20 protein-coding genes are annotated in these 17,592 nt (G+C 64.5%); 6 read left to right on the top strand and 14 right to left on the bottom strand.

The window, feature by feature from the left end; genetic code table 11:
- The first annotated feature begins 6 nt into the window (after positions 1-6).
- Entirely contained in the window at positions 7-525 is a 519-nt protein-coding gene (locus CK224_RS29030; protein ID WP_066995860.1) for a histidine phosphatase family protein, read from the top strand.
- A 120-nt stretch (positions 526-645) separates the two neighbouring features.
- Here CK224_RS29030 and CK224_RS29025 read toward each other — a convergent pair whose 3' ends face one another.
- The 3 genes from CK224_RS29025 to CK224_RS29015 are packed head-to-tail and all read right to left on the bottom strand — an operon-like array spanning position 646 to position 1,413.
- A complete protein-coding gene (locus tag CK224_RS29025; protein ID WP_095784163.1) occupies positions 646-852 on the bottom strand; it encodes a DUF680 domain-containing protein in 207 nt (68 codons plus the stop codon).
- A 55-nt stretch (positions 853-907) separates the two neighbouring features.
- The gene (locus CK224_RS29020; RefSeq protein ID WP_095779133.1) at positions 908-1,114 is read right to left on the bottom strand and encodes a DUF680 domain-containing protein; all 207 of its coding nucleotides are present in this window, start codon (positions 1,112-1,114) and stop codon (positions 908-910) included.
- Positions 1,115-1,167: 53 nt separating this feature from the next.
- On the bottom strand, positions 1,168-1,413 hold the full coding sequence (locus tag CK224_RS29015; protein ID WP_066995852.1) for a DUF680 domain-containing protein: 246 nt from the start codon (positions 1,411-1,413) through the stop codon (positions 1,168-1,170).
- A 484-nt stretch (positions 1,414-1,897) separates the two neighbouring features.
- Between CK224_RS29015 and CK224_RS29010 the strand changes: the two genes are divergently transcribed.
- Positions 1,898-2,566, top strand: a complete 669-nt coding sequence (locus CK224_RS29010; protein WP_095784232.1) for a response regulator — start codon at positions 1,898-1,900, stop codon at positions 2,564-2,566.
- Between the two features lie 5 nt (positions 2,567-2,571).
- A complete protein-coding gene (locus tag CK224_RS29005; protein WP_095784162.1) occupies positions 2,572-3,969 on the top strand; it encodes a sensor histidine kinase in 1,398 nt (465 codons plus the stop codon).
- Here CK224_RS29005 and CK224_RS29000 read toward each other — a convergent pair.
- The 6 genes from CK224_RS29000 to CK224_RS28975 all read right to left on the bottom strand — a co-directional run bounded on the left by CK224_RS29000 (position 3,950) and on the right by CK224_RS28975 (position 12,172).
- The gene (locus tag CK224_RS29000; RefSeq protein WP_095779135.1) at positions 3,950-4,825 is read right to left on the bottom strand and encodes an ABC transporter permease; all 876 of its coding nucleotides are present in this window, start codon (positions 4,823-4,825) and stop codon (positions 3,950-3,952) included. The two genes, CK224_RS29005 and CK224_RS29000, sit on opposite strands and share 20 nt — an antisense overlap.
- Before the next feature lie 13 nt (positions 4,826-4,838).
- Positions 4,839-5,693: an ABC transporter ATP-binding protein gene (locus tag CK224_RS28995; RefSeq protein ID WP_095784161.1), complete on the bottom strand. Its 855-nt coding sequence runs from the start codon at positions 5,691-5,693 to the stop codon at positions 4,839-4,841.
- Between the two features lie 163 nt (positions 5,694-5,856).
- Positions 5,857-6,870, bottom strand: a complete 1,014-nt coding sequence (locus CK224_RS28990) for an ABC transporter substrate-binding protein (protein WP_095784160.1) — start codon at positions 6,868-6,870, stop codon at positions 5,857-5,859.
- A 177-nt stretch (positions 6,871-7,047) separates the two neighbouring features.
- On the bottom strand, positions 7,048-7,827 hold the full coding sequence (gene dapB / locus CK224_RS28985) for a 4-hydroxy-tetrahydrodipicolinate reductase (protein WP_095784159.1): 780 nt from the start codon (positions 7,825-7,827) through the stop codon (positions 7,048-7,050).
- A 112-nt stretch (positions 7,828-7,939) separates the two neighbouring features.
- Complete coding sequence (locus tag CK224_RS28980; protein ID WP_095784158.1) at positions 7,940-10,045, bottom strand: molybdopterin oxidoreductase family protein; 2,106 nt, start codon at positions 10,043-10,045, stop codon at positions 7,940-7,942.
- A 249-nt stretch (positions 10,046-10,294) separates the two neighbouring features.
- Positions 10,295-12,172 carry an ABC-F family ATP-binding cassette domain-containing protein gene (locus CK224_RS28975; RefSeq protein ID WP_095784157.1) on the bottom strand — a complete coding sequence of 626 codons (1,878 nt, stop codon included), beginning with the start codon at positions 12,170-12,172 and terminating at the stop codon, positions 10,295-10,297.
- A gap of 129 nt (positions 12,173-12,301) precedes the next feature.
- On the opposite strand from CK224_RS28975, the gene CK224_RS28970 reads away from it, so the two are divergent.
- Both CK224_RS28970 and CK224_RS28965 read left to right on the top strand, forming a co-directional pair.
- Complete coding sequence (locus tag CK224_RS28970) at positions 12,302-12,556, top strand: hypothetical protein (RefSeq protein ID WP_141245891.1); 255 nt, start codon at positions 12,302-12,304, stop codon at positions 12,554-12,556.
- 198 nt (positions 12,557-12,754) lie between these two features.
- A complete protein-coding gene (locus CK224_RS28965) occupies positions 12,755-12,946 on the top strand; it encodes a hypothetical protein (RefSeq protein ID WP_095784155.1) in 192 nt (63 codons plus the stop codon).
- Positions 12,947-13,058: 112 nt separating this feature from the next.
- On the opposite strand, the gene CK224_RS28960 is transcribed toward CK224_RS28965, so the two are convergent.
- The 5 genes from CK224_RS28960 to CK224_RS31575 all read right to left on the bottom strand — a co-directional run bounded on the left by CK224_RS28960 (position 13,059) and on the right by CK224_RS31575 (position 16,333).
- Positions 13,059-13,340: a hypothetical protein gene (locus tag CK224_RS28960; RefSeq protein WP_095784154.1), complete on the bottom strand. Its 282-nt coding sequence runs from the start codon at positions 13,338-13,340 to the stop codon at positions 13,059-13,061.
- 10 nt (positions 13,341-13,350) lie between these two features.
- Positions 13,351-13,791, bottom strand: coding sequence for a MucR family transcriptional regulator (locus CK224_RS28955; RefSeq protein WP_066995912.1), 441 nt, complete (start codon positions 13,789-13,791; stop codon positions 13,351-13,353).
- A gap of 351 nt (positions 13,792-14,142) precedes the next feature.
- The gene (locus CK224_RS28950) at positions 14,143-14,385 is read right to left on the bottom strand and encodes a hypothetical protein (RefSeq protein WP_245299618.1); all 243 of its coding nucleotides are present in this window, start codon (positions 14,383-14,385) and stop codon (positions 14,143-14,145) included.
- A 5-nt stretch (positions 14,386-14,390) separates the two neighbouring features.
- Positions 14,391-15,452 carry an EamA family transporter gene (locus CK224_RS32155; RefSeq protein WP_245299619.1) on the bottom strand — a complete coding sequence of 354 codons (1,062 nt, stop codon included), beginning with the start codon at positions 15,450-15,452 and terminating at the stop codon, positions 14,391-14,393.
- Between the two features lie 47 nt (positions 15,453-15,499).
- On the bottom strand, positions 15,500-16,333 hold the full coding sequence (locus CK224_RS31575; protein ID WP_066995820.1) for a hypothetical protein: 834 nt from the start codon (positions 16,331-16,333) through the stop codon (positions 15,500-15,502).
- 110 nt (positions 16,334-16,443) lie between these two features.
- Here CK224_RS31575 and CK224_RS28925 point away from each other — a divergent pair, with 110 nt between their 5' ends.
- Positions 16,444-17,412: a LysR substrate-binding domain-containing protein gene (locus CK224_RS28925; protein ID WP_066995818.1), complete on the top strand. Its 969-nt coding sequence runs from the start codon at positions 16,444-16,446 to the stop codon at positions 17,410-17,412.
- Positions 17,413-17,592 lie beyond the last annotated feature (180 nt).

Raw genomic sequence — 17,592 nt, 5'->3', positions numbered from 1 at the left:
ACTGCCATGGCGACGCCCAGACAACTCCTTGTGCTGCGCCATGCCAAGTCGAGCCGGGACGATCCCAAGCTCGCCGATTTCGACCGTCCGCTCGCCCCGCGCGGGCTGAAGACGGCACCGCTGATCGGGCGCGAGCTTTCGCGGCGCGGCTGGCTGCCGGATCTGGCACTGGTCTCGCCGGCGCTGCGCACCCGCGACACCTGGCGGCTGGTCGCCGCCGAATTGCCGAAGCATGGGCCGGCGGAATTCGCCGAGGAGCTCTACGAGGGGGCGCCGGCCGCCATCCTGGCGTGCGTGCGGCAGGCGAAAGCCACCAGCCTGGTCGTGATCGGCCACAATCCCGGCCTGCAGAATTTCGTGCTGCGGCTCGCCGGCACCGGATCGGACGAGGGTGTGTTCAAGAAAGTCGAAGCGAAGTTCCCGACGGCGGCACTGGCCCGGTTCACGGTGAAGGAGGATTGGGCGAAGCTCGACTTCGGCGGAGCGCGACTGACGCATTTCGTCAGGCCGAAGGATTTGGAATAGAGCGCCTCTGTGCGCAGCCGGGCCTATAGTCACGACACAAGCCGGCCCGCGGATAGCCGGCTCCAAAAACAGAGCGGCGGGACAAGCCCGCCGCTTTGAGATCCATCGAGGATCGACCGTCTAGTGGTTGCCGAACAGATCGCGGTCGGCGCCCTGGGTAACCGGCTTCTGGACGTTCGCATCAGACTTCTTGACCGAAGCGGTGTACGAGGTGTCGACCGAAGCAGCCGGCTGGTTGGCGTTGGCCGAACCGTAGTTGTCGGAGCCGGCGAAAGCGGCACCGGTGGCAACGAGAAGGGCGGCGGCGGTAAGAGCGATCTTGGTCATTTCAGTTACTCCGAAATTGAGGGGGGATGTTGGCAAGGTTGCCCTGACAGGCCGGTTAGTGGTTGCCGAACAGGTCGCGGTCGCTGCCCTGGGTGACGGGCTTCTGGACATTCGCATCAGACTTCTTGACCGAAGCGGTGTACGAGGTGTCGACCGAAGCAGCCGGCTGTTTGGCGTTGGCCGAACCGTAGTTGTCGGAGCCGGCGAAAGCGGCACCAGTGGCAACGAGAAGGGCAGCGGCGGTAAGAGCGATCTTGGTCATTTCAGTTACTCCAGATTTGAGAGTTGTGGTTCTGATCGGTTCGGGACGGAGGCCTAGCGGCCCCAAATGCCCTGGCCGGATTCCGGCTGGTTCTGATCGGGCGTGATCCTGAGATCGCGCTGCTCGAACTTGCGGATCGAACCGGTGATGCTGCGGTCGATGTTGTCGCCCGAGCGCGGCGCAACCGACTGGGTGACGGCCGGCTGGTTGACGTTGTCGGAACCGTAATGGTCGCTGCCGGCGAAGGCGCTGCCCGTGGCAACGAGAAGGACCGCGGCGGTAAGAGCAATCTTGTTCATTTTACGTACTCCAGATTTTCAAAATCCTGTCCGTCAAGTGGCGTGCCGTAATGGAAATTCGCGTCGCTCGGACCACCCCGAGATGGGTCGGTCCTGTTGCCATTTCCAATCACGAAGATGTGCAAATCGAACCGTTCGGTTCGACCTTGAAATCGCGTGAACAGCGCGGCTGCCACATTCTTTTGTTTGAATATCAACTACTTGCAGTATTAGCGGACGAGGTCTCACGGTCTGGACAGCGAGCCAGCGTTCACCTGAGTTACACGAACCGTCAACATAAATTGAACCGAACCGTTCGGTTTTATCCATCACGCGAGCGAATTGGGCCTCCAGGCCGACCGACGGAACCGATTTCAGCCGGCGTTTGCCTTGTCGGCGGATCGAGACTATCGATTGCTTTCAAACTTTCCGTTCGGACCGCCCGCCGCGCTTGCGAAAGCCCGGCGCCACCCGGATGGAGGCATTTGCCGAACAGCGATGGACGATGCGGCTCCTGCTTGTCGAAGACAATCGCGAACTGGCCGATTGGCTGAGCAAGACGCTGCGCCAGGCGAGCTACGTCGTCGACGTCGTGCATCACGGCGAAGACGTCGAGCATGCGCTGGCGGCCGGCGACCATGCGCTGATCATCCTCGACCTCGCCCTGCCGCGCATGGGCGGGATGGAGGTGCTGAAGCGGCTGAGGGCCCGCGGCAACCCGGTGCCGGTCATCGTGCTCACCGCCAATGCCAGTCTCGACGGCCGGGTGAAGGGCCTCAACGAGGGCGCCGACGACTATCTGGCAAAACCCTTCCAGATCGAGGAACTGGAAGCGCGCATCCGCGTGCAGCTGCGCCGCGCCAACGACCGGACAGCGCCCGTCATCTCCTGCGGCGACCTCGTCTTCGACACCAACACCAGGCTGTTCTCGCTCGGCGGCGCGGCGCTTTCGCTGACGCCGCGCGAACATGCGGTGCTGGAACAGCTGGTGGTCAAGGCGGGGCGCACGGTGAGCAAGGCGGCACTCTCGGCGGCGATCTACGACTTCGACACCGACGCCGATCCCAGCGCCATCGAGATCTACGTGCATCGGCTGCGCAAGAAGCTGGAAGGCTCGCGCGTGCAGATCGCCACCTTGCGCGGCCTGGGCTATCTGCTCCGTCATGAAGATTAGGGGCCATGAAGATTAGCAGCCTCCGCCTGCAATTGCTGGCATGGGTGGTGCTGCCGCTTGCCGCGCTGGTGACGGTCAATCTGTGGACCAGCCAGCGCAACGCGCTGGCGACGGCGGATCTGGTCACCGACCGGATGCTGGTCGGCTCGGCGCGCGCGATCGCCGAGCGGGTGGCGATGGCCGAAGGCGTGCTCGACGCCACCATTCCGCCGGCGGCGATCGAGATGTTCGACACCGGCGACCGCGACAGCGTCTACTACCGGGTCGAGACCGCCAACGGCCGGCTGCTGACCGGATATCCCGACCTCCCCCAGGCGTCGCAGAGCGGCAGCATCGAGGCTTCCTATCGCGATCGTCGGCTGCGTCTGACAACGCTCAGCCATGCCGTGATCGGCGCCGGCACGGATTCGCCGATCAGGGTCACGGTGGGCGTCACGCTCGCCGGCCATGACGCGATGGTGCAGCGGCTGTGGTTCAGCGCCTTTGCCCAGCAGCTGGCGCTGGTGGCGATCGCCGGCCTCTTCGTGCTGCTTGGCCTGCGCCGCGGGCTGGCGCCGCTGATGCGCCTGCGCGATACGGTGCGCTCGCCGGATCGCAGCGATCTCGACCCGGTCGAGGTGCCGGGCGCGCAAAGCGAGATCCGGCCGCTGATCGACGCGCTCAACGCCTATATGGAGCGCGTGCGGGCGCAGATGGCGGCGCAGCGCCGCTTCATCGCCAATGCCGCGCACCAGCTGCGCACGCCGCTGGCGCTCATGTCGACACAGGCGAGCTATGCGCTGCGCGAGAGCGCCACCGACCGGCGCGAGGAGGCGCTGGTGGCCCTACAGGCAGGCTCCGGCCGGCTGGCGCGGCTGGCCGAACAGCTGCTCACGCTGTCGCGCGCCGAGCCGGGCAGCCGCCGGCCGCGTGCCGACCGCATCGACCTCACCGAAGCCGCCCGCGAGGTGCTGGAAACACATGCGCCGAAGGCCGTCGAGCGCAACATCGATCTTGGGCTCGAGGAAGCCGGACCTGTTCCCGTCATCGGCGACGGCACCATGCTGCGCGAGATGATCGTCAACCTGGTCGACAACGCGCTGCGCTACACGCCAGCTGGCGGCACGGTGACCGTCAAGCTGGCCGCGATCGGTCGCGAGGGCGTGATGACGGTCACCGACACCGGTCCCGGCATTCCGGCCGAAGAGCGCGAGCAGGTCTTCGAGCGCTTCTATCGTATTGCCGGTGCTGCCGAGGAAGGCAGCGGGCTCGGACTCGCGATCGTACGCGAGGTGGTCGAGAATGCCGGCGGCAGCGTTGCGCTCGGCGAGGCCGCCGGCAGCGGGCTCAGGGTCGAGGTCCGGCTGCCGCTCGCCGCACCCCAGGACAGGCCGAGTGGAGCGGTCAGGTCCCCTGCTCGTTGAACGGCGCCGGGCGCCATTTGACGACGTAGTTCTCGAAGCGGGTGATGATGAACTCCACCACCAGCGCCATCACCGCCAGGATAATCATGGCGGCGAAGACGCCATTGGCGTTGAACGCGCCCTGGGCGGTCGAGATCAGCAAGCCCATGCCCTGCTTGGCGCCGAGGAACTCGCCGACCACGGCGCCGACCAGCGCGAAGCCAAAGCTGACATGCAGGCTCGCCAGGATCCAGCTCATGGCCGATGGAATGATGACTGTGGTGGTGATCTGGTAGGGCGAGGCGCCGAGGATCTGAGCGTTGGCGATCATCGCCCTGTCGGCCTCGCGCACGCCCTGGAAGGCGTTGGCGAAGACCACGAAGAACACCATGACGACGGCCAGCGCCACCTTGGAGGCCATGCCGAGGCCGAGCGCTATGATGAAGACCGAGCCCAGCACGACGCGCGGCACCGAGTTGGCGATCTTGATGTAGATCGAGAAGACATCCGCCAGGAGCTTGTTGCGGCCAAGGATGATGCCGGCGGCGATGCCGCCGACGGCGCCGATGGCGAAGCCGAGGAAGGTTTCCTCGAGCGTCACATAGATCTGCAGCCAGAGCGGCCCCTGCGAGGTGCCCTCGGTGACCCAGGACCAGATCTGCTCCCAGATGCCGGAGGGACTTGAGAAGAAGAACGGATCGATGACGCCGTGATCGGCGCCAAGTTCCCAAAGAGCGAGGAAGACGATCAGGATGGCGAGCCGCAGGCCGATAACCAGGGCATGGCGGCGGCGCAGCCGCGCCCTCGCCCGGGCTTCCGCGGCGACGATCGAGGTCGCGCGGGCGGCTTGGTGAGAGGCTGGAGAGATGGCGGTCATGGCAAGTCTCCTTTCAATGGCCGGTCTGCAGGCCGCGGCTCTGGCCGAGCTGCACTTCCTCGCGCAGGTCGTTCCAGATCACCTTGGCGATCTCGATGAATTTCGGATCGTAGCGGATGTCGGCCATGACACGCGGGCGCGGCAGGTCGATGCGGTAGACACTCTTCACCGTGCCCGGCCCGGCGGTGAGCACATAGACCTTGTCGGCCAGTGCCACCGCCTCCTCGAGATCGTGAGTGACGAAGACGACGGAGGATTTGAGTTCCGACCAGAGGCCGAGCAGCTCGTCCTGCATGGCGGTGCGGGTCTGCATGTCGAGCGCGCTGAACGGCTCGTCCATCAGCAGAATCTTCGGCTGGTTGATGAAGGTTTGCGCTAGCGCGACCCGCTTGCGCATGCCGCCAGAGAGCTGGTGCGGATAGTGTTTCTCGAAACGCGCAAGGCCGACGCGTGCGATCCAGTCGCGCGCCCGGTCATAGGCTTGCGCCTTCGGCGTGCCGCGATAGAGCGGGCCGGCGGCGACATTGTCGATGACGCTGCGCCACGGAAACAGCGCGTCCGCCTGGAAGACGAAACCGATGTCGCGGCTGATCTCGGTTACGGGATTGCCCATGACGCGGACATTGCCGGTCGTCGGCCTGAGCAGCCCGGTGACGAGGTTGAGCGTCGTCGATTTGCCGCAGCCGGTCGGGCCGACGACGCAGGCGAACTCGCCGCGCGCCACCGTCATGGTGAAATCGCGGATGGCCGTCATCATGTGGCCGTCGGGGGTGACGAAGCGCAGCGTCACATCGTCGATGGCGATCGCGGCATCGGCCGGCGCCGCGGCCGGAGACAATTTCTCGGCCGCCATGGTTTGCAACTGCATGGCACACTCCTGTAGCGATGGTGCGAGGATGGTTGGGGCTCGAGCCCATGGGCCCGCCGCGCCTCGGTATCCGGAAAGGCGCCGCTGCCGAATTGATTCAGGCAAGCGGCGCGACTTGTTGTTCTTCAACGACCGAGCCGGCAGGCCCGGCTCCCTGTCGGCGCTACTTGGCGGCGTCGACGAATGCCGTGGTATAGGTCTTCGACAGATCGATCTGCTTGCCCTGCAAGCTCTTCGAGAAGATCGACAGCACCTTCAGCACCGTCTCCGGGCCATCGGCGGGCATGCGGCCGTCAGGCGTGAACATCGCCTTGCCGCCGGCCAACCCTTGCACATAGAGGTCCTTGTTGCCGGCGTAATAATCCTTCGGCATCTGGTCCGCGATCTCTTCGGCCGAATGGCTGGCGATATACTTCATCGTCTTGACGAAAGCGTTGGCGAGCTTCTGCGCCTCGTCCTTATGGCTCTCGATCCAGGCGGACTGGACATAGAAGGATGCCGCCGGATAGTCGCCGCCCAGCGCTTCCCTGGTCTTTTCGGGCGTGCGCATATCGACCAGCACCTTGGCCTCGCCGGTCTGAAGCAGCTTGGCGATGGTCGGCTCGGTGGTCATGCCGGCCTGGATCTGGTCCTGCTTGACGGCAGCGATGAAAGTGTTGCCGGCGCCCACCGGCAGCAGCGTGTAGTCGCCCGGCTTAAGGCCGTTGCGCACGGCGAGATACTGCGTCAGGAAATCGGTCGAGGAGCCAAGACCGGTGACGCCGAGCGTGGCGCCCTTGAAGTCGGCCGGCGACTTGATTTCCGGATGCTTGGCCGAAACCAGCTCGACCTCGCCCGGCGCCTGGCTGAACTGGACGATCGACTGGATGTATTTGCCCTTCGACTGCAAGTCGACGGTGTGATCATAGAAGCCGACGACGCCCTGCACGGCACCGGCCAGCAACTCATTCTCGGCCTCGACGCCGGCGCGGGAGTTGACCAGCTCGACATCGAGCCCCTCATCCTTGAAGTAGCCGAGCTGCTGGGTGAGCACGGCCGGCAGATAGATCTGCTTTTCCATGCCGCCGACGATGATGGTGATCTTGTCGGCAGCCGATGCCGCCGTGGCGCCCGCGGCGACGATGGCAAACGAAAGCACCGCCGAACGCAAGACGCACTTCGAGATGAAACCGGTCACGTAACTTCCTCCACCTGGGCGGCGTGCCACCAGGCCACGCCGCATTTCCTCCTTGCCGGCCCGCTCCCGGACCGATCCCGCGGCGAACGCCGCAAAACTGTCATGGCATGGCCAAGCTTTCAGCTGGCTTTCAGTCATTTTAGCGGCCGAAAGAGCGAATTCCGCAGCTATGGCTGGTCACGAAGCGGCGAAGCCAAGCACATCGCGCATGCCGTATTCGCCTGGACACTGTCCGGCCACCCAGAGTGCCGCCGCGATGGCGCCGCGAGCAAACATCGAGCGGTCGCCAGCCGAGTGCGAGAGCGTCAGCGCCTCGCCCTCGGCGAGGAAGCTGACGGAATGCTCGCCGATGATGCTGCCGCCGCGCAGCACGGCGAAGCCGATCTTGCCGGCAGGGCGTGTGCCGACAATCCCGTTTCGAGCGCGCCGCGCCACTTCGTCCAGCCCGACGCCGCGTCCGCGCGCCGCCGCCTCGCCCAACATCAGCGCCGTTCCGGACGGCGCATCGACCTTGAAACGGTGGTGCGCTTCCAGGACATTGATGTCGCAATCGTCAGGCCCAAGCGCCCGCGCCGCCTGCTCCACCAGCCCGATCAGCATGTTGAGACCCAGCGAGTAGCTGCCGGAGCGCACGATCGCGATCGTCTTCGCCGCGTCGGCGATCGTCTCCAGCTCGGAACCATCGAAGCCGGTGGAGCCGATCACCAGCGCCGGACCGCCGCGCGCCGCGCATGCCTGTGCCAGTTCGACTGACGCCGCCGGCGTGGTGAAGTCGATGACGACGTCGGCAAGCGCCAGCGCCTCGTCGCGCGCGACCAGCCCCTCGCCCGTGCTGCCCGGTCGATGGAAGCGGGCGACAAGCACCAGCCGCGGATCTGCCTGCACCACCTCCGTCATCTGCCGGCCCATGCGGCCGAGCGCGCCGGCGATGGCTATTTTCAATGGTTGTCGCGGCAAGGGACACCTCGCCCGTCGCTTCGCTCCTTGCTCCGCGCCAGGGTGACGAAGCAACGGGCTTTTTCGGCTAATCTCCCGGGCATGTGACCTGCCGAGCTCGCGCCACAGACCATCACAGCGCGCGCAGCCAGACCTTGTTGTCGTGGAGGGCAGCACCGCCATAGGGCGCCGGGGCGTCGGCACCGGTCAGCACGTTGATGCCTTCGCCGCGCTCATGCGCACTGTTCGGCCAGATGCCTTCCGCAATCACCACGCCGCGCTTCACGCCGTCGAAGAACCTGGCATGCAGCACCACGTCGCCGCGCCGGTTGCCGATCTCAACGCGGCCGCCGTCCTCGATGCCAAGCGCCGCGGCATCTTCCGGGTGCAGCAAAAGCTCCGGCCTGCCTTCCTTGGCTTTCGACACCGGCGTCTCGGCAAAACTGGAATTGAGGAAGTTGCGCGCCGGCGAAGTTGCCAGCCGGAACGGATGCTCTTCGTCCGCGACCTCGATCAGCTCGACATGGTCGGGGAATTGGGGCAGACGCTCGACCGGTCCGAACAAGCCCATGCTCTTCGGCGGCCGGTTGGGCGCCGACTGCCCGGTCCAATTGGGCCGGAAGTGGAATTTCTTGTCGGCATGGCCGAAGCCGTTGATGAAATGCGCGTCGTCGAAATCGGGTTGCAGGTCGACCCACTTCTGTTCCTTCAGGCTGTCGAAGCTGCCTAGCCCGCGCTTGCCGAGGATGATGTCGATATGTTCCTTCTCGGTCAGGCCAAAGCCCGGCCGGTCGCCAACGCCCAGCCGTTTGCCGAGTTCTTCATTGACGTAGTGGTTGGTGCGCGGCCCCTCCGGCGGTTCGATCAGCTTGGGGCCGAGCGTGATGTGCTGGTTGCCGCCACCCTTGTAGATGTCGTCATGTTCCAGAAACATCGTCGCCGGCAGCACGACGTCGGCGAGCTTGGCCGTATCGGTCATGAACTGCTCGTGCACGCAGGTGAACAGGTCCTCCCGCAGGAAACCCTTTCTGACCAGCCGCTGCTCGGGCGCGACGTTGGCGGGATTGGTGTTCTGGATCAGCATCGCCGTCACCGGCGGGCCGCCGTAAAGCGCATCCTCGGCACCGGTCAGCACCGGGCCGATGCGCGAATGATCGAGATAGCGCACCTTCGGGTCGCGCATCGCGGTGCCTTCGAGCACGTCCTGGTTCAGCTTGAAGATCCCGGAATTGGAGTGAAAGGCGCCGCCGCCCTCATATTGCCAGGCGCCGGTAACCGCAGCGATGCATGAGGCGGCATGCATGTTGACCGAGCCGTTGCGCTGGCGCGCAAAACCGTAGCCGAGGCGGAAGTAGGTCTTCTTCGTTGTGCCGACCAGATGCGCGAAGGTCTCGATCTCGGTGACTGTCAGACCCGTGATTGCCGCCGCCCATTCGGGCGTGCGCGTCCTCAGATGTTCTTCCAGCCCGCGCGGATCGTCGGTGTATTTTTCCAGATAGGCGCGGTCGGCCATGCCGTCGCGAAACAAGATATGCATGACCGCGCAAGCCAGCGCGCCGTCGGTGCCGGGTTTTAACACCAGGCCGAGATCGGCCTGCTTCATGGTGGCGTTGTCGTAGATGTCGATGGCGACGATCTTGGCGCCGCGCTCTTTTCGCGCCTTGGTCGCATGGGTCATGACATTGACCTGGGTGACCACGGCATTGGTGCCCCAGATCACCACGCAGTCGGACTTCGCCATCTCGCGCGGATCGGGGCCGCGCAGAGCGCCCGCCCCCATCATCCAGCCGGTCCAGGCGAGATTCGTGCAGATCGAGCCGAAGAAGCCCGAATATCTCTTCGCGTGCCGCAGCCGCTCGATACCGTCGCGCTGCACCAACCCCATCGTGCCGGCGTAAAAATAGGGCCAGACCGTCTCCGAGCCGTATTTCTCTTCGGCCGCGATGAACTTCTCCGCGACGAGGTCAAGCGCCGCTTCCCAACTGGCTTCCTTCCAGGCACCCTCACCCTTTGCGCCCGCGCGCACCAGCGGCTTCAGCAGCCGGTCGGGGTGATGGACGCGGTCCGCATATCGCGCGACCTTGGCGCAAACGACTCCTGCCGTGTAGCTGTTCGCTTTCGCGCCGTGGACGCGGCCGATGCGGTTATTGTCGAGCAGCTCGACCTCGAGCGCGCAGGTGGAAGGACAGTCATGCGGACAGGCCGAATGGCCGATCCCGAGCTTGGCGTGCTGGTTCATGCGAGGCTGTGTAGCGGGTTTTGCGGGAGAGGTGTAGGGCCAGATGGGGCTCCTCCTTCTCCCCTTGTGGGAGAAGGTGGCCGAGCGAAGCTCGGTCGGATGAGGGGTGTTGGAAGGATCGCTACGACAAAGAAATGGGCGATCGAAGCAGCCTGTTCTTCGGCGCCTCACTCCGTCCAACACCCCTCATCGGTCTCGGCGCCTCGCGCCGATCCACCTCCTCCCACAAGGGGAGAAGGGGAAGCCGCCCTACTCCGCGATCCCCTCCTCATATTCCGCCGACATCGTCAGCCACTTGTCCTCGTTTAGGGCAAGTGTGTGGGCAAGCTGCGAGCGCTCCTTGGCCAGCCGCGTCGCGGTCGAGGGGTCTTTCTCGTAGATCGCCGGGTTGGCGAGCTCGTCCTCGATCAGGTCGATGCGCTTGCGGATGCGGTCCATCAGCGCCTCGGTGGCGCGGATCTCCTTGGCTAGAGGCTCGAGCGCCGAGCGCCGGGCGGCGGCCTCGCGGCGACGGTCGGCCTTGGATGCCTTGTCCGCCTCCTTCTGTTCCCGACGATTTGAGGAAACGCCGGTGACCAGCGTTTTGTAATCCTCCAGGTCGCCGTCGTAAGGATTGACCGCGCCATCCTTGACCAGCCACAGCCGGTCCGCCGTCGCCTCCAGAAGATGCCGGTCGTGCGAGATGAGGATCACCGCGCCAGGGAAATCGTTGAGCGCATGGATCAGTGACTCGCGGCTGTCGATGTCGAGGTGGTTGGTGGGCTCGTCGAGGATGAACAGGTTCGGCCCGTCGAAGGCCGAGAGCCCCATCAAGAGCCTCGCTTTCTCGCCACCGGACAGATCTTTCGCCGCGGTGTTCATCTTCTCGGTCGAGAGCCCGAACTGCGCGACGCGGGCGCGCACCTTGGCTTCCGGCGCATCCGGCATCAGCCGGCGCACATGCTCATAGGCGCTTTCCTCGGGACGCAGATCGTCGAGCTGGTGCTGCGCGAAGATCGCCACCTTCAGGCCCGGCGCCACCGTCATCGTGCCGGTCTCGGCTTTGAGGCGGCCGGCTAGCATCTTGGCGAACGTCGATTTGCCGTTGCCGTTGGCTCCGAGCAGCGCGATGCGATCGTCGGCATCGATGCGCAGCGTCATCTTCTTCAGCACCGGATTGCCCTCGGTGTAGCCGACATTGACGCCGTTGAGCGCCACGATCGGCGAGGCCACCGTCTTCACCGGCTCGGGGAAGGAGAACGGCCGCACCGTGTCGTTCACCACCGCGGCGATCGGCTTCATCTTCTCCAGCGCCTTCAGCCGCGATTGCGCCTGCCTGGCCTTCGAGGCCTTGGCGCGAAAACGCTCGACGAAGGATTCCATATGCTTGCGCTGCGCTTCCTGCTTGACGCGGCTCTTTTCCTGCAGCTCGCGCTGCTCGGTGAGCTGGCGCTCGAACTGGTCGTAGCCGCCGCGCCAGAAGGTCAGCTTCTTTTGGTCGAGATGGACGATCGAATTGACCGCGCGGTTGAGCAGGTCGCGATCGTGCGAGATGAGCAAAACCGTGTGCGGATACTTTGCGACATAGTTCTCGAGCCAGAGCGTGCCTTCGAGGTCGAGATAGTTGGTCGGCTCGTCGAGCAACAGAAGATCGGGTTCGGAGAACAGCACGGCGGCCAAGGCCACGCGCATGCGCCAGCCGCCGGAGAAGGACGAAGCCGGGCGCTTCTGCGCCGCATCGTCGAAGCCGAGGCCGGCAAGGATGGTGGCGGCGCGGGATTCGGCCGAATGCGCATCGATGTCGGCGAGCCGCGTGTGGATTTCCGCGATGCGGTGCGGATCGGTCGCGGTCTTCTCCTCTTCCAGCAAGGCCTGCCGCTCGACATCGGCTTTCAGCACGATGTCGATCAGCGGCTCCTCGGTGCCCGGCGCTTCCTGTGCGACCTGGCCGATGCGGGTGTTTTTCGGCAGGCTGATCGAGCCGGTCTCGGAGGGGAAATCGCCGGTGATTGCCTTGAACAGTGTCGTCTTGCCGGTGCCATTGCGGCCGACGAGACCGGCCTTGGTGCCGGCCGGCAGGGTCAGCGAGGCATGATCGAGAAGCAGGCGCCCCGCCATGCGCAGCGAGAGATCGTTGATGATAAGCATGGGCGGGCTTTTGCACCGGACGTCGGCGCTTCGCAAGAGCCGGGCCTGGAGGACGGCTCGCCGTGGTTCCGGGCGCCGGTCCCGAGCCCAATCAGGGAACCAGTTGCCGGCCGAAGCGTTGTGAGCCCCGTGATCCGCTATTTCGCCCTCGCCTTCATCTTCTTCCAGGTCGCCACGACCGCCGCGCTGGCGACACAAGTGGTGCTGTTTGAGGGCGAGACGGCTGCAGTGCTCCCCTTAACCGGCCCGGCAAGCGGGGCGCCGACGCTGCCAGTCTCCGCCCAAGTGGGGGAGATGACCGGCAGGCCAGAGGCGGACGCGACGAAACACCTGCTGATCCAAATTTATCCTGGAAAACAATCCCAGACGTTGCCTACGCAATAGACCGATAGGCCGGCGGCGCGGCGCCGCTCTGGCCTGCCGCGCGTCGAAAGCTTTTGGCCCAGGCCTGATGCTTTCCGAAAATTGACTTCAGTTTTGTCGTGACCCTGCGAATTTGGAATTGCGCTGTGAGTGGCGCGTAAGCGCCAAGAACGATCAAGAAGAACAACAACAATAACTTGGCTTGTTTAGGAGCTCACGATGGACAGGGCGGCAAACGATCTGCGCATGCTGAGATATGTGGCGGAGATCACGCGCAGGCTGGCGAAGATGCTTTCAAGCACGCGCTGTCAAATGCTTGTCTATTTCCTGGAAATGACCGCCGTCGAGGCGGACAGCCTCGCCGCCGACCAGGATCGAGGCACCGGGGCGGGCAAGCTGCCGCGCAATTGAAGGCGGCCCGGCGGGTCCGGCTTTGACAGGTACTAACGCTGAATACCGCTCCTCCCGGATTCCGGAAAACCGCTGCGCGGTTGTCCCGGAACCGCCTTGACCATGCGCCTTTTCAGCCGCCGACGATGCCGTCCAGGACCGCGAGGCATCTCAGCCGTCGCGCAGCGACGACCGGCCGGTCGTCATGCTCGACGATGGCGCGCTCGAAATTGTCGAGCGCGTCGAGCGCGGTACGCGGATCGATGCCCGGCAGGTCCAATGAAAACAGGACGCGCCGCGCCTTGACCCCCTCGCCGGCATCGGCGCAAGACTGGATGGCCACCCTGCGACGCAACGCGTCGAGCGCGGCAAAGCGGTCGGCCGACGGCGTGGCGCCGTCCGTTGCGGGCAGCATGACCTTCGGCTCAGGCCTTGGCTTTGCGCTTGCCCCTGCCGGAATCCGCGGCCGGCTTGCGGCCCAGGCCGGAAGACTTGGCGAGCGCCGAGCGAGTGGCCGAATAACTGGGCGCCACCATGGGATAGTCCGCCGGCAGGCCCCATTTCGCGCGATATTCGTCCGGCGTCAGCCCATGGTCGGTCGACAGGTGCCGCTTCAGCGACTTGAACTTCTTGCCGTCCTCGAGGCAGACGATGTAGTCGGGGAATACCGAACGCTTCGGATTGACGGCCGGCGTCTGCGGCGCGCTTTCCTTCACCGGGGCGCCCCCGGCGAGCTTGCGCACCGAAGCGCTGACGCTGGCGATCAGATCGGGCAAGCCGGATGCCGGAAGCGGGTTGTTGCCCACATAGGCCGAAACAATGTCGGCGGTCAGCTCGATTGCAGTCTTGTCGTCGATATTGGACAATTTTTTCACCTTCTGCTGGCTCTCAAATGACCAGCTGTTTTTAAGACCTTAGTCTAGGTATCTTATTGGACCTGTCCCCCAACGGACGTCCAGAGTCAGTAAACGTACGAGGCTCAATACCGAAGGTATGTTTTCACCGCGGGCCGCGACCGCGCAAGTTAGGAATTCTAATACCTACAACAAACACTTTACAGCACCGAAGCTCTGCACGGGCGAGTAAATGACGCAACAGCACTTCAATTTCTACGAGTAATTCCTGCAAAAATTGGAATTCTGGACGGAAAGCCAATAATTGCGAGCAGCGCTAGCTCTCCGATCATCGATCATGCCCGATTCGTTAGGGCAAGTCGCTTATTTCGCGGCAGCGCCGCGCCGGAGATCGGTCGGGCCGTCGGCCAGAATCTCCAGCACGCGTTTCCAGCGGGCGCAGCGGCCGAAATCCTTCTGCTCGATGGCCTTCTCAGCCTTCATGGCGGCATAGAGCTGCGCCTCGGCGCCGAATTCCTTGACCAGCCAATGCGCCTCCTGTCTGGCCCGGCGTTCGTCGTCGTCAAGCCCGCTCCCTGGCATCTTTCCTGGTACGATCCCTGGCATGGTCTTCAGCCCTCCGGACGTTCGATGCCGACAGCAATGCAACTGCCGATGACAAGGACGGCGCCAGCCATGGCCGTCATCGACAGGCTTTCGCCCGACAGCGCCAGCAGAAGCGTGGAAGCGATCGGCGTGAGATACGCCACGACCGCGAGCCGCCCATCCTGATCGAGGCCGAGCGCGCGCGACCAGAAATAATAGCCGAGCCCCATCGGCCCGGCGCCGAGATAGAGTCCGAGCAGCAGGTCCAAGCCGCCCAGGGCGGCGACGCCGTCATGCAGACACCATGCGAAGGTCAGCGCCACGCCGATCAGCGCCGAAGGCAGCAGAAGCCGATCCGGCGGCACGGCAAGGCGGCCGACGGCAAGCGAGTAGAAGGCCATGCAAAGTGCCGAGCCGAAGGCGGCGCAATACCCGGCGGGGCTGCCCGCGAACCAGGCACGCGCGTCTCCGCCGGAGATCACCAGCGCGACGCCGGCGAAGCCAAGCGCGGCGGTCAGTCCAAGCAGCATTGGCCGTCTCGGACGGCCGAGCACGATGACCGCGGCGGCGACCATCAGCGGCCAGGTGTAGGCAACGAGATTGGCCTCGATGACCGGCATCGAGGCGAAGGCGATGTATTGCAGCACCATGGTGCCGACCAGGCCGATGAAGCCGACGGCGCAGGCGAGCACGGTACTCCCCTTCTCCCCTTGTGGGAGAAGCTGGATCGGCGCAGAGCCCCGAGACGGATGAGGGATGTTGGAAGAAACTCCTGCGTCGGCGATCCGTCCCGCCCCCTTGATCCGATCTCGCTTGGCGAGGCCACTGCCCGGGCGCGAGCCACGGGTCTCGCCCCCTCCTTCGGACTTCACAAGGGGAGAAGGGAAGAACCTGATCAGCGCAAAGACCAGCGCGGCGCCTGAGAACTGCAGGAACTGCACCTCCGATACCGGGTGATTGGCAAGCAGCGTCTTGCCGACCAAAGCGTTGGTTGCCCAGAGCGCCACGGCGCCGAAGGCAAAGGCCAGCGCCACCGGGGGAGCGGCGCTGGAACGGTCCTTCCGCCTTCCGGCGGTGACCGGGCCCAGGCTTAGCGATGCTGAAGGCGGCTGGCGACCGGCCGGATCGTCAGCCACTACCACGATTCCCTGGCTCCGCCGGAGACCGGATCGACAGCCGGCTTCGGCACGGGATGTTCTTCGGCATGGCGGCGATAGGCCGGCAGCTGGTTCGTCCAGACGTCCTCGGCGAGTTCGTTCACCCAGCCGCGGTCCTGGTCGTTGTCGGCGGCGAGGTAGAACATGCGGTTGTCGTCGACATAGGGCTTCGCCACCGAACGCTGGTTGAGCACCAGGGTGACGCGCGAGCCGAGCTGGATCGGCGCGGTGCGATGGAGCACGCCGAGGAACTGGCCGAGCGTGGCGTAATTCATCTTGTGGTCGATGCGCATGACCCTGTTGCGCGGCAGGTCGCTGCCGGATTCGAGGATGGCACGCCCCGTCTCGGAATCGTCGCAATAGATTTCAAGATGGCCGCCGATCAGAGGATCGCTGATCGAGAGCGGAATGAGTTCCGTCACCGGAACGCCATCGCAGTGCCAGTCGACGGCGCCGTCCTTGGGGTTCATGAAGGTGACGGTCGAGCCGACGATAGACAGCGGATAGGGTTCGAGCTTGGTGCCCATCATGTCGGACAGCCGTTCCAGCCGCAGCTTGTCGTTGAGCAGTTCCTTGATCTCGGGAATGTAGCGGTCGGCGCCGGTGATGAAGGTGAGGTCGAGATGCTTGTGCACGGCGTGGCTGGCCTTGAGCTTGAGCGCCGCCTCCTCGATCGCGGCGAGCAGTTGCGGGTCGTAGCCGTGAAGATACTGGGCGACGCCGAAGCTCGACACTTTCCACGCCGTATCATGACCGATGATGGCTTCACGGCTCATCGCATAGCGCAGTTCGGGGATTGTATGGGCGTTCATTCTACTTCTCCAAGGTCGGGGCAACACTTGGTAAACAGTCGATTGAGCACCCTCCCCTGTAAATTTAGGAATGCTGGTGCTACTTTAAGCATAGCTAAAGGTCGAACCCCGTGCGTCTGCTCAGCCAGGTCAACTTAAACTCGCTGAAAATCGTGGAGAGCGCCGCCAGGCACCGCAACTTCACGCGCGCGGGCGAAGAGCAGTTCATCACCGCCTCCGCCGTCAGCCAGCGGGTGAAGAGCCTGGAGGACCAGCTGCGCTTCAAGATCTTCCAGCGCGGCGGCAACGCGGTGTCGCTGACGCCGGAAGGCGAGACCTACGTGGCGCGCGTGCGCGAGGCGCTGGAGCGGATCGTGGCTGCCAGCATGGAGGCGACCGGCCAATCCCAGGCGCATGTGCTGAAGATCTGCGTCTTGCCGACCTTCGCGGCGCGCTGGCTGTTTCCGCGGCTTTCCACCTTCCAGCGGCAGTATCCGGATATCGAGATGCGGGTCTCGACTTCCTATGCCACGCATGAATTCGCCACCTCCGAATACGATCTCGAGATCCGCTACGGCGATGGCAATTTCCCCGGCCTCAACTCCGCGCTGCTGTTCAAGGAGGACCTGACGCCGGTGTGCAGCCGCAAGCTGTTCCGCGAGGTGCTTGGCGACAAGCCGCTGTCCAAGGTGACGCCGGAGGACCTCAGGCACTTCACCCTGCTCCACTCCGACACCTGCACCCAGAACTGGCAGTCGTGGCTGGCTTTTGCCGGCGCGAGTTTCGTGCTTGGCGAGACCAAGAGCATCTATTTCGATTCCTGCATGATGTCCTACGAGGCGGCCAATGCCGGCATGGGCTTTGCCGTCGCCAACCGCGCCTATATGGCAAGCGACATCCGAGCCGAGCGGCTGGTGGCCCCCTTCGCGGTCCACCATCCCAACACCGCCGGCTGGTATTTCGTCAGCCCCATCAAGGCGCTCGGCGCCCGCAAGGTGGAGCTGTTCAAGCAGTGGATCATGGCCGAAGCGGCGCTGACGCAGCGCCAGCTGGACCTGGAGATCGCCAACGTGCCGCTGGCGCGCGCCGCGATGGCGTGACGCGCAAGCGACGCAAACACACCCCTGAGATTCTCCGATCTTTGAAGGCCGACAAAGCGTTTGGACGAATACCTGTAGCCGGCTAGCGCGATCGCCCCATGACGCGGCGGAGAGACTCAGCTATCTTTGATCCTGCGGCGGGCCTGATTTTCCCGCTTGGCCGGCGCTTTCCAGCTTCCT

This window comes from Mesorhizobium sp. WSM3862 (assembly GCF_002294985.1).
Classification (GTDB): Bacteria; Pseudomonadota; Alphaproteobacteria; order Rhizobiales; family Rhizobiaceae; genus Mesorhizobium.
The sequence above is the reverse complement of the archived record's forward strand: the minus strand, read 5'-3'. Positions and strand labels throughout refer to the sequence as shown.

Excerpts from the sequence above, each read along its gene's own strand:
- CK224_RS29030 (WP_066995860.1), top strand. The coding sequence starts at position 7 with ATGGCGACGCCCAGACAACTCCTTGTGCTGCGCCATGCCAAGTCGAGC.
- CK224_RS29025 (WP_095784163.1), bottom strand. The coding sequence starts at position 852 with ATGACCAAGATCGCTCTTACCGCCGCCGCCCTTCTCGTTGCCACCGGT.
- CK224_RS29020 (WP_095779133.1), bottom strand. The coding sequence starts at position 1,114 with ATGACCAAGATCGCTCTTACCGCCGCTGCCCTTCTCGTTGCCACTGGT.
- CK224_RS29015 (WP_066995852.1), bottom strand. The coding sequence starts at position 1,413 with ATGAACAAGATTGCTCTTACCGCCGCGGTCCTTCTCGTTGCCACGGGC.
- CK224_RS29010 (WP_095784232.1), top strand. The coding sequence starts at position 1,898 with ATGCGGCTCCTGCTTGTCGAAGACAATCGCGAACTGGCCGATTGGCTG.
- CK224_RS29005 (WP_095784162.1), top strand. The coding sequence starts at position 2,572 with ATGAAGATTAGCAGCCTCCGCCTGCAATTGCTGGCATGGGTGGTGCTG.
- CK224_RS29000 (WP_095779135.1), bottom strand. The coding sequence starts at position 4,825 with ATGACCGCCATCTCTCCAGCCTCTCACCAAGCCGCCCGCGCGACCTCG.
- CK224_RS28995 (WP_095784161.1), bottom strand. The coding sequence starts at position 5,693 with ATGCAGTTGCAAACCATGGCGGCCGAGAAATTGTCTCCGGCCGCGGCG.
- CK224_RS28980 (WP_095784158.1), bottom strand. The coding sequence starts at position 10,045 with ATGAACCAGCACGCCAAGCTCGGGATCGGCCATTCGGCCTGTCCGCAT.
- CK224_RS28975 (WP_095784157.1), bottom strand. The coding sequence starts at position 12,172 with ATGCTTATCATCAACGATCTCTCGCTGCGCATGGCGGGGCGCCTGCTT.
- CK224_RS28965 (WP_095784155.1), top strand. The coding sequence starts at position 12,755 with ATGGACAGGGCGGCAAACGATCTGCGCATGCTGAGATATGTGGCGGAG.
- CK224_RS28960 (WP_095784154.1), bottom strand. The coding sequence starts at position 13,340 with ATGCTGCCCGCAACGGACGGCGCCACGCCGTCGGCCGACCGCTTTGCC.
- CK224_RS28950 (WP_245299618.1), bottom strand. The coding sequence starts at position 14,385 with ATGCCAGGGATCGTACCAGGAAAGATGCCAGGGAGCGGGCTTGACGAC.
- CK224_RS31575 (WP_066995820.1), bottom strand. The coding sequence starts at position 16,333 with ATGAACGCCCATACAATCCCCGAACTGCGCTATGCGATGAGCCGTGAA.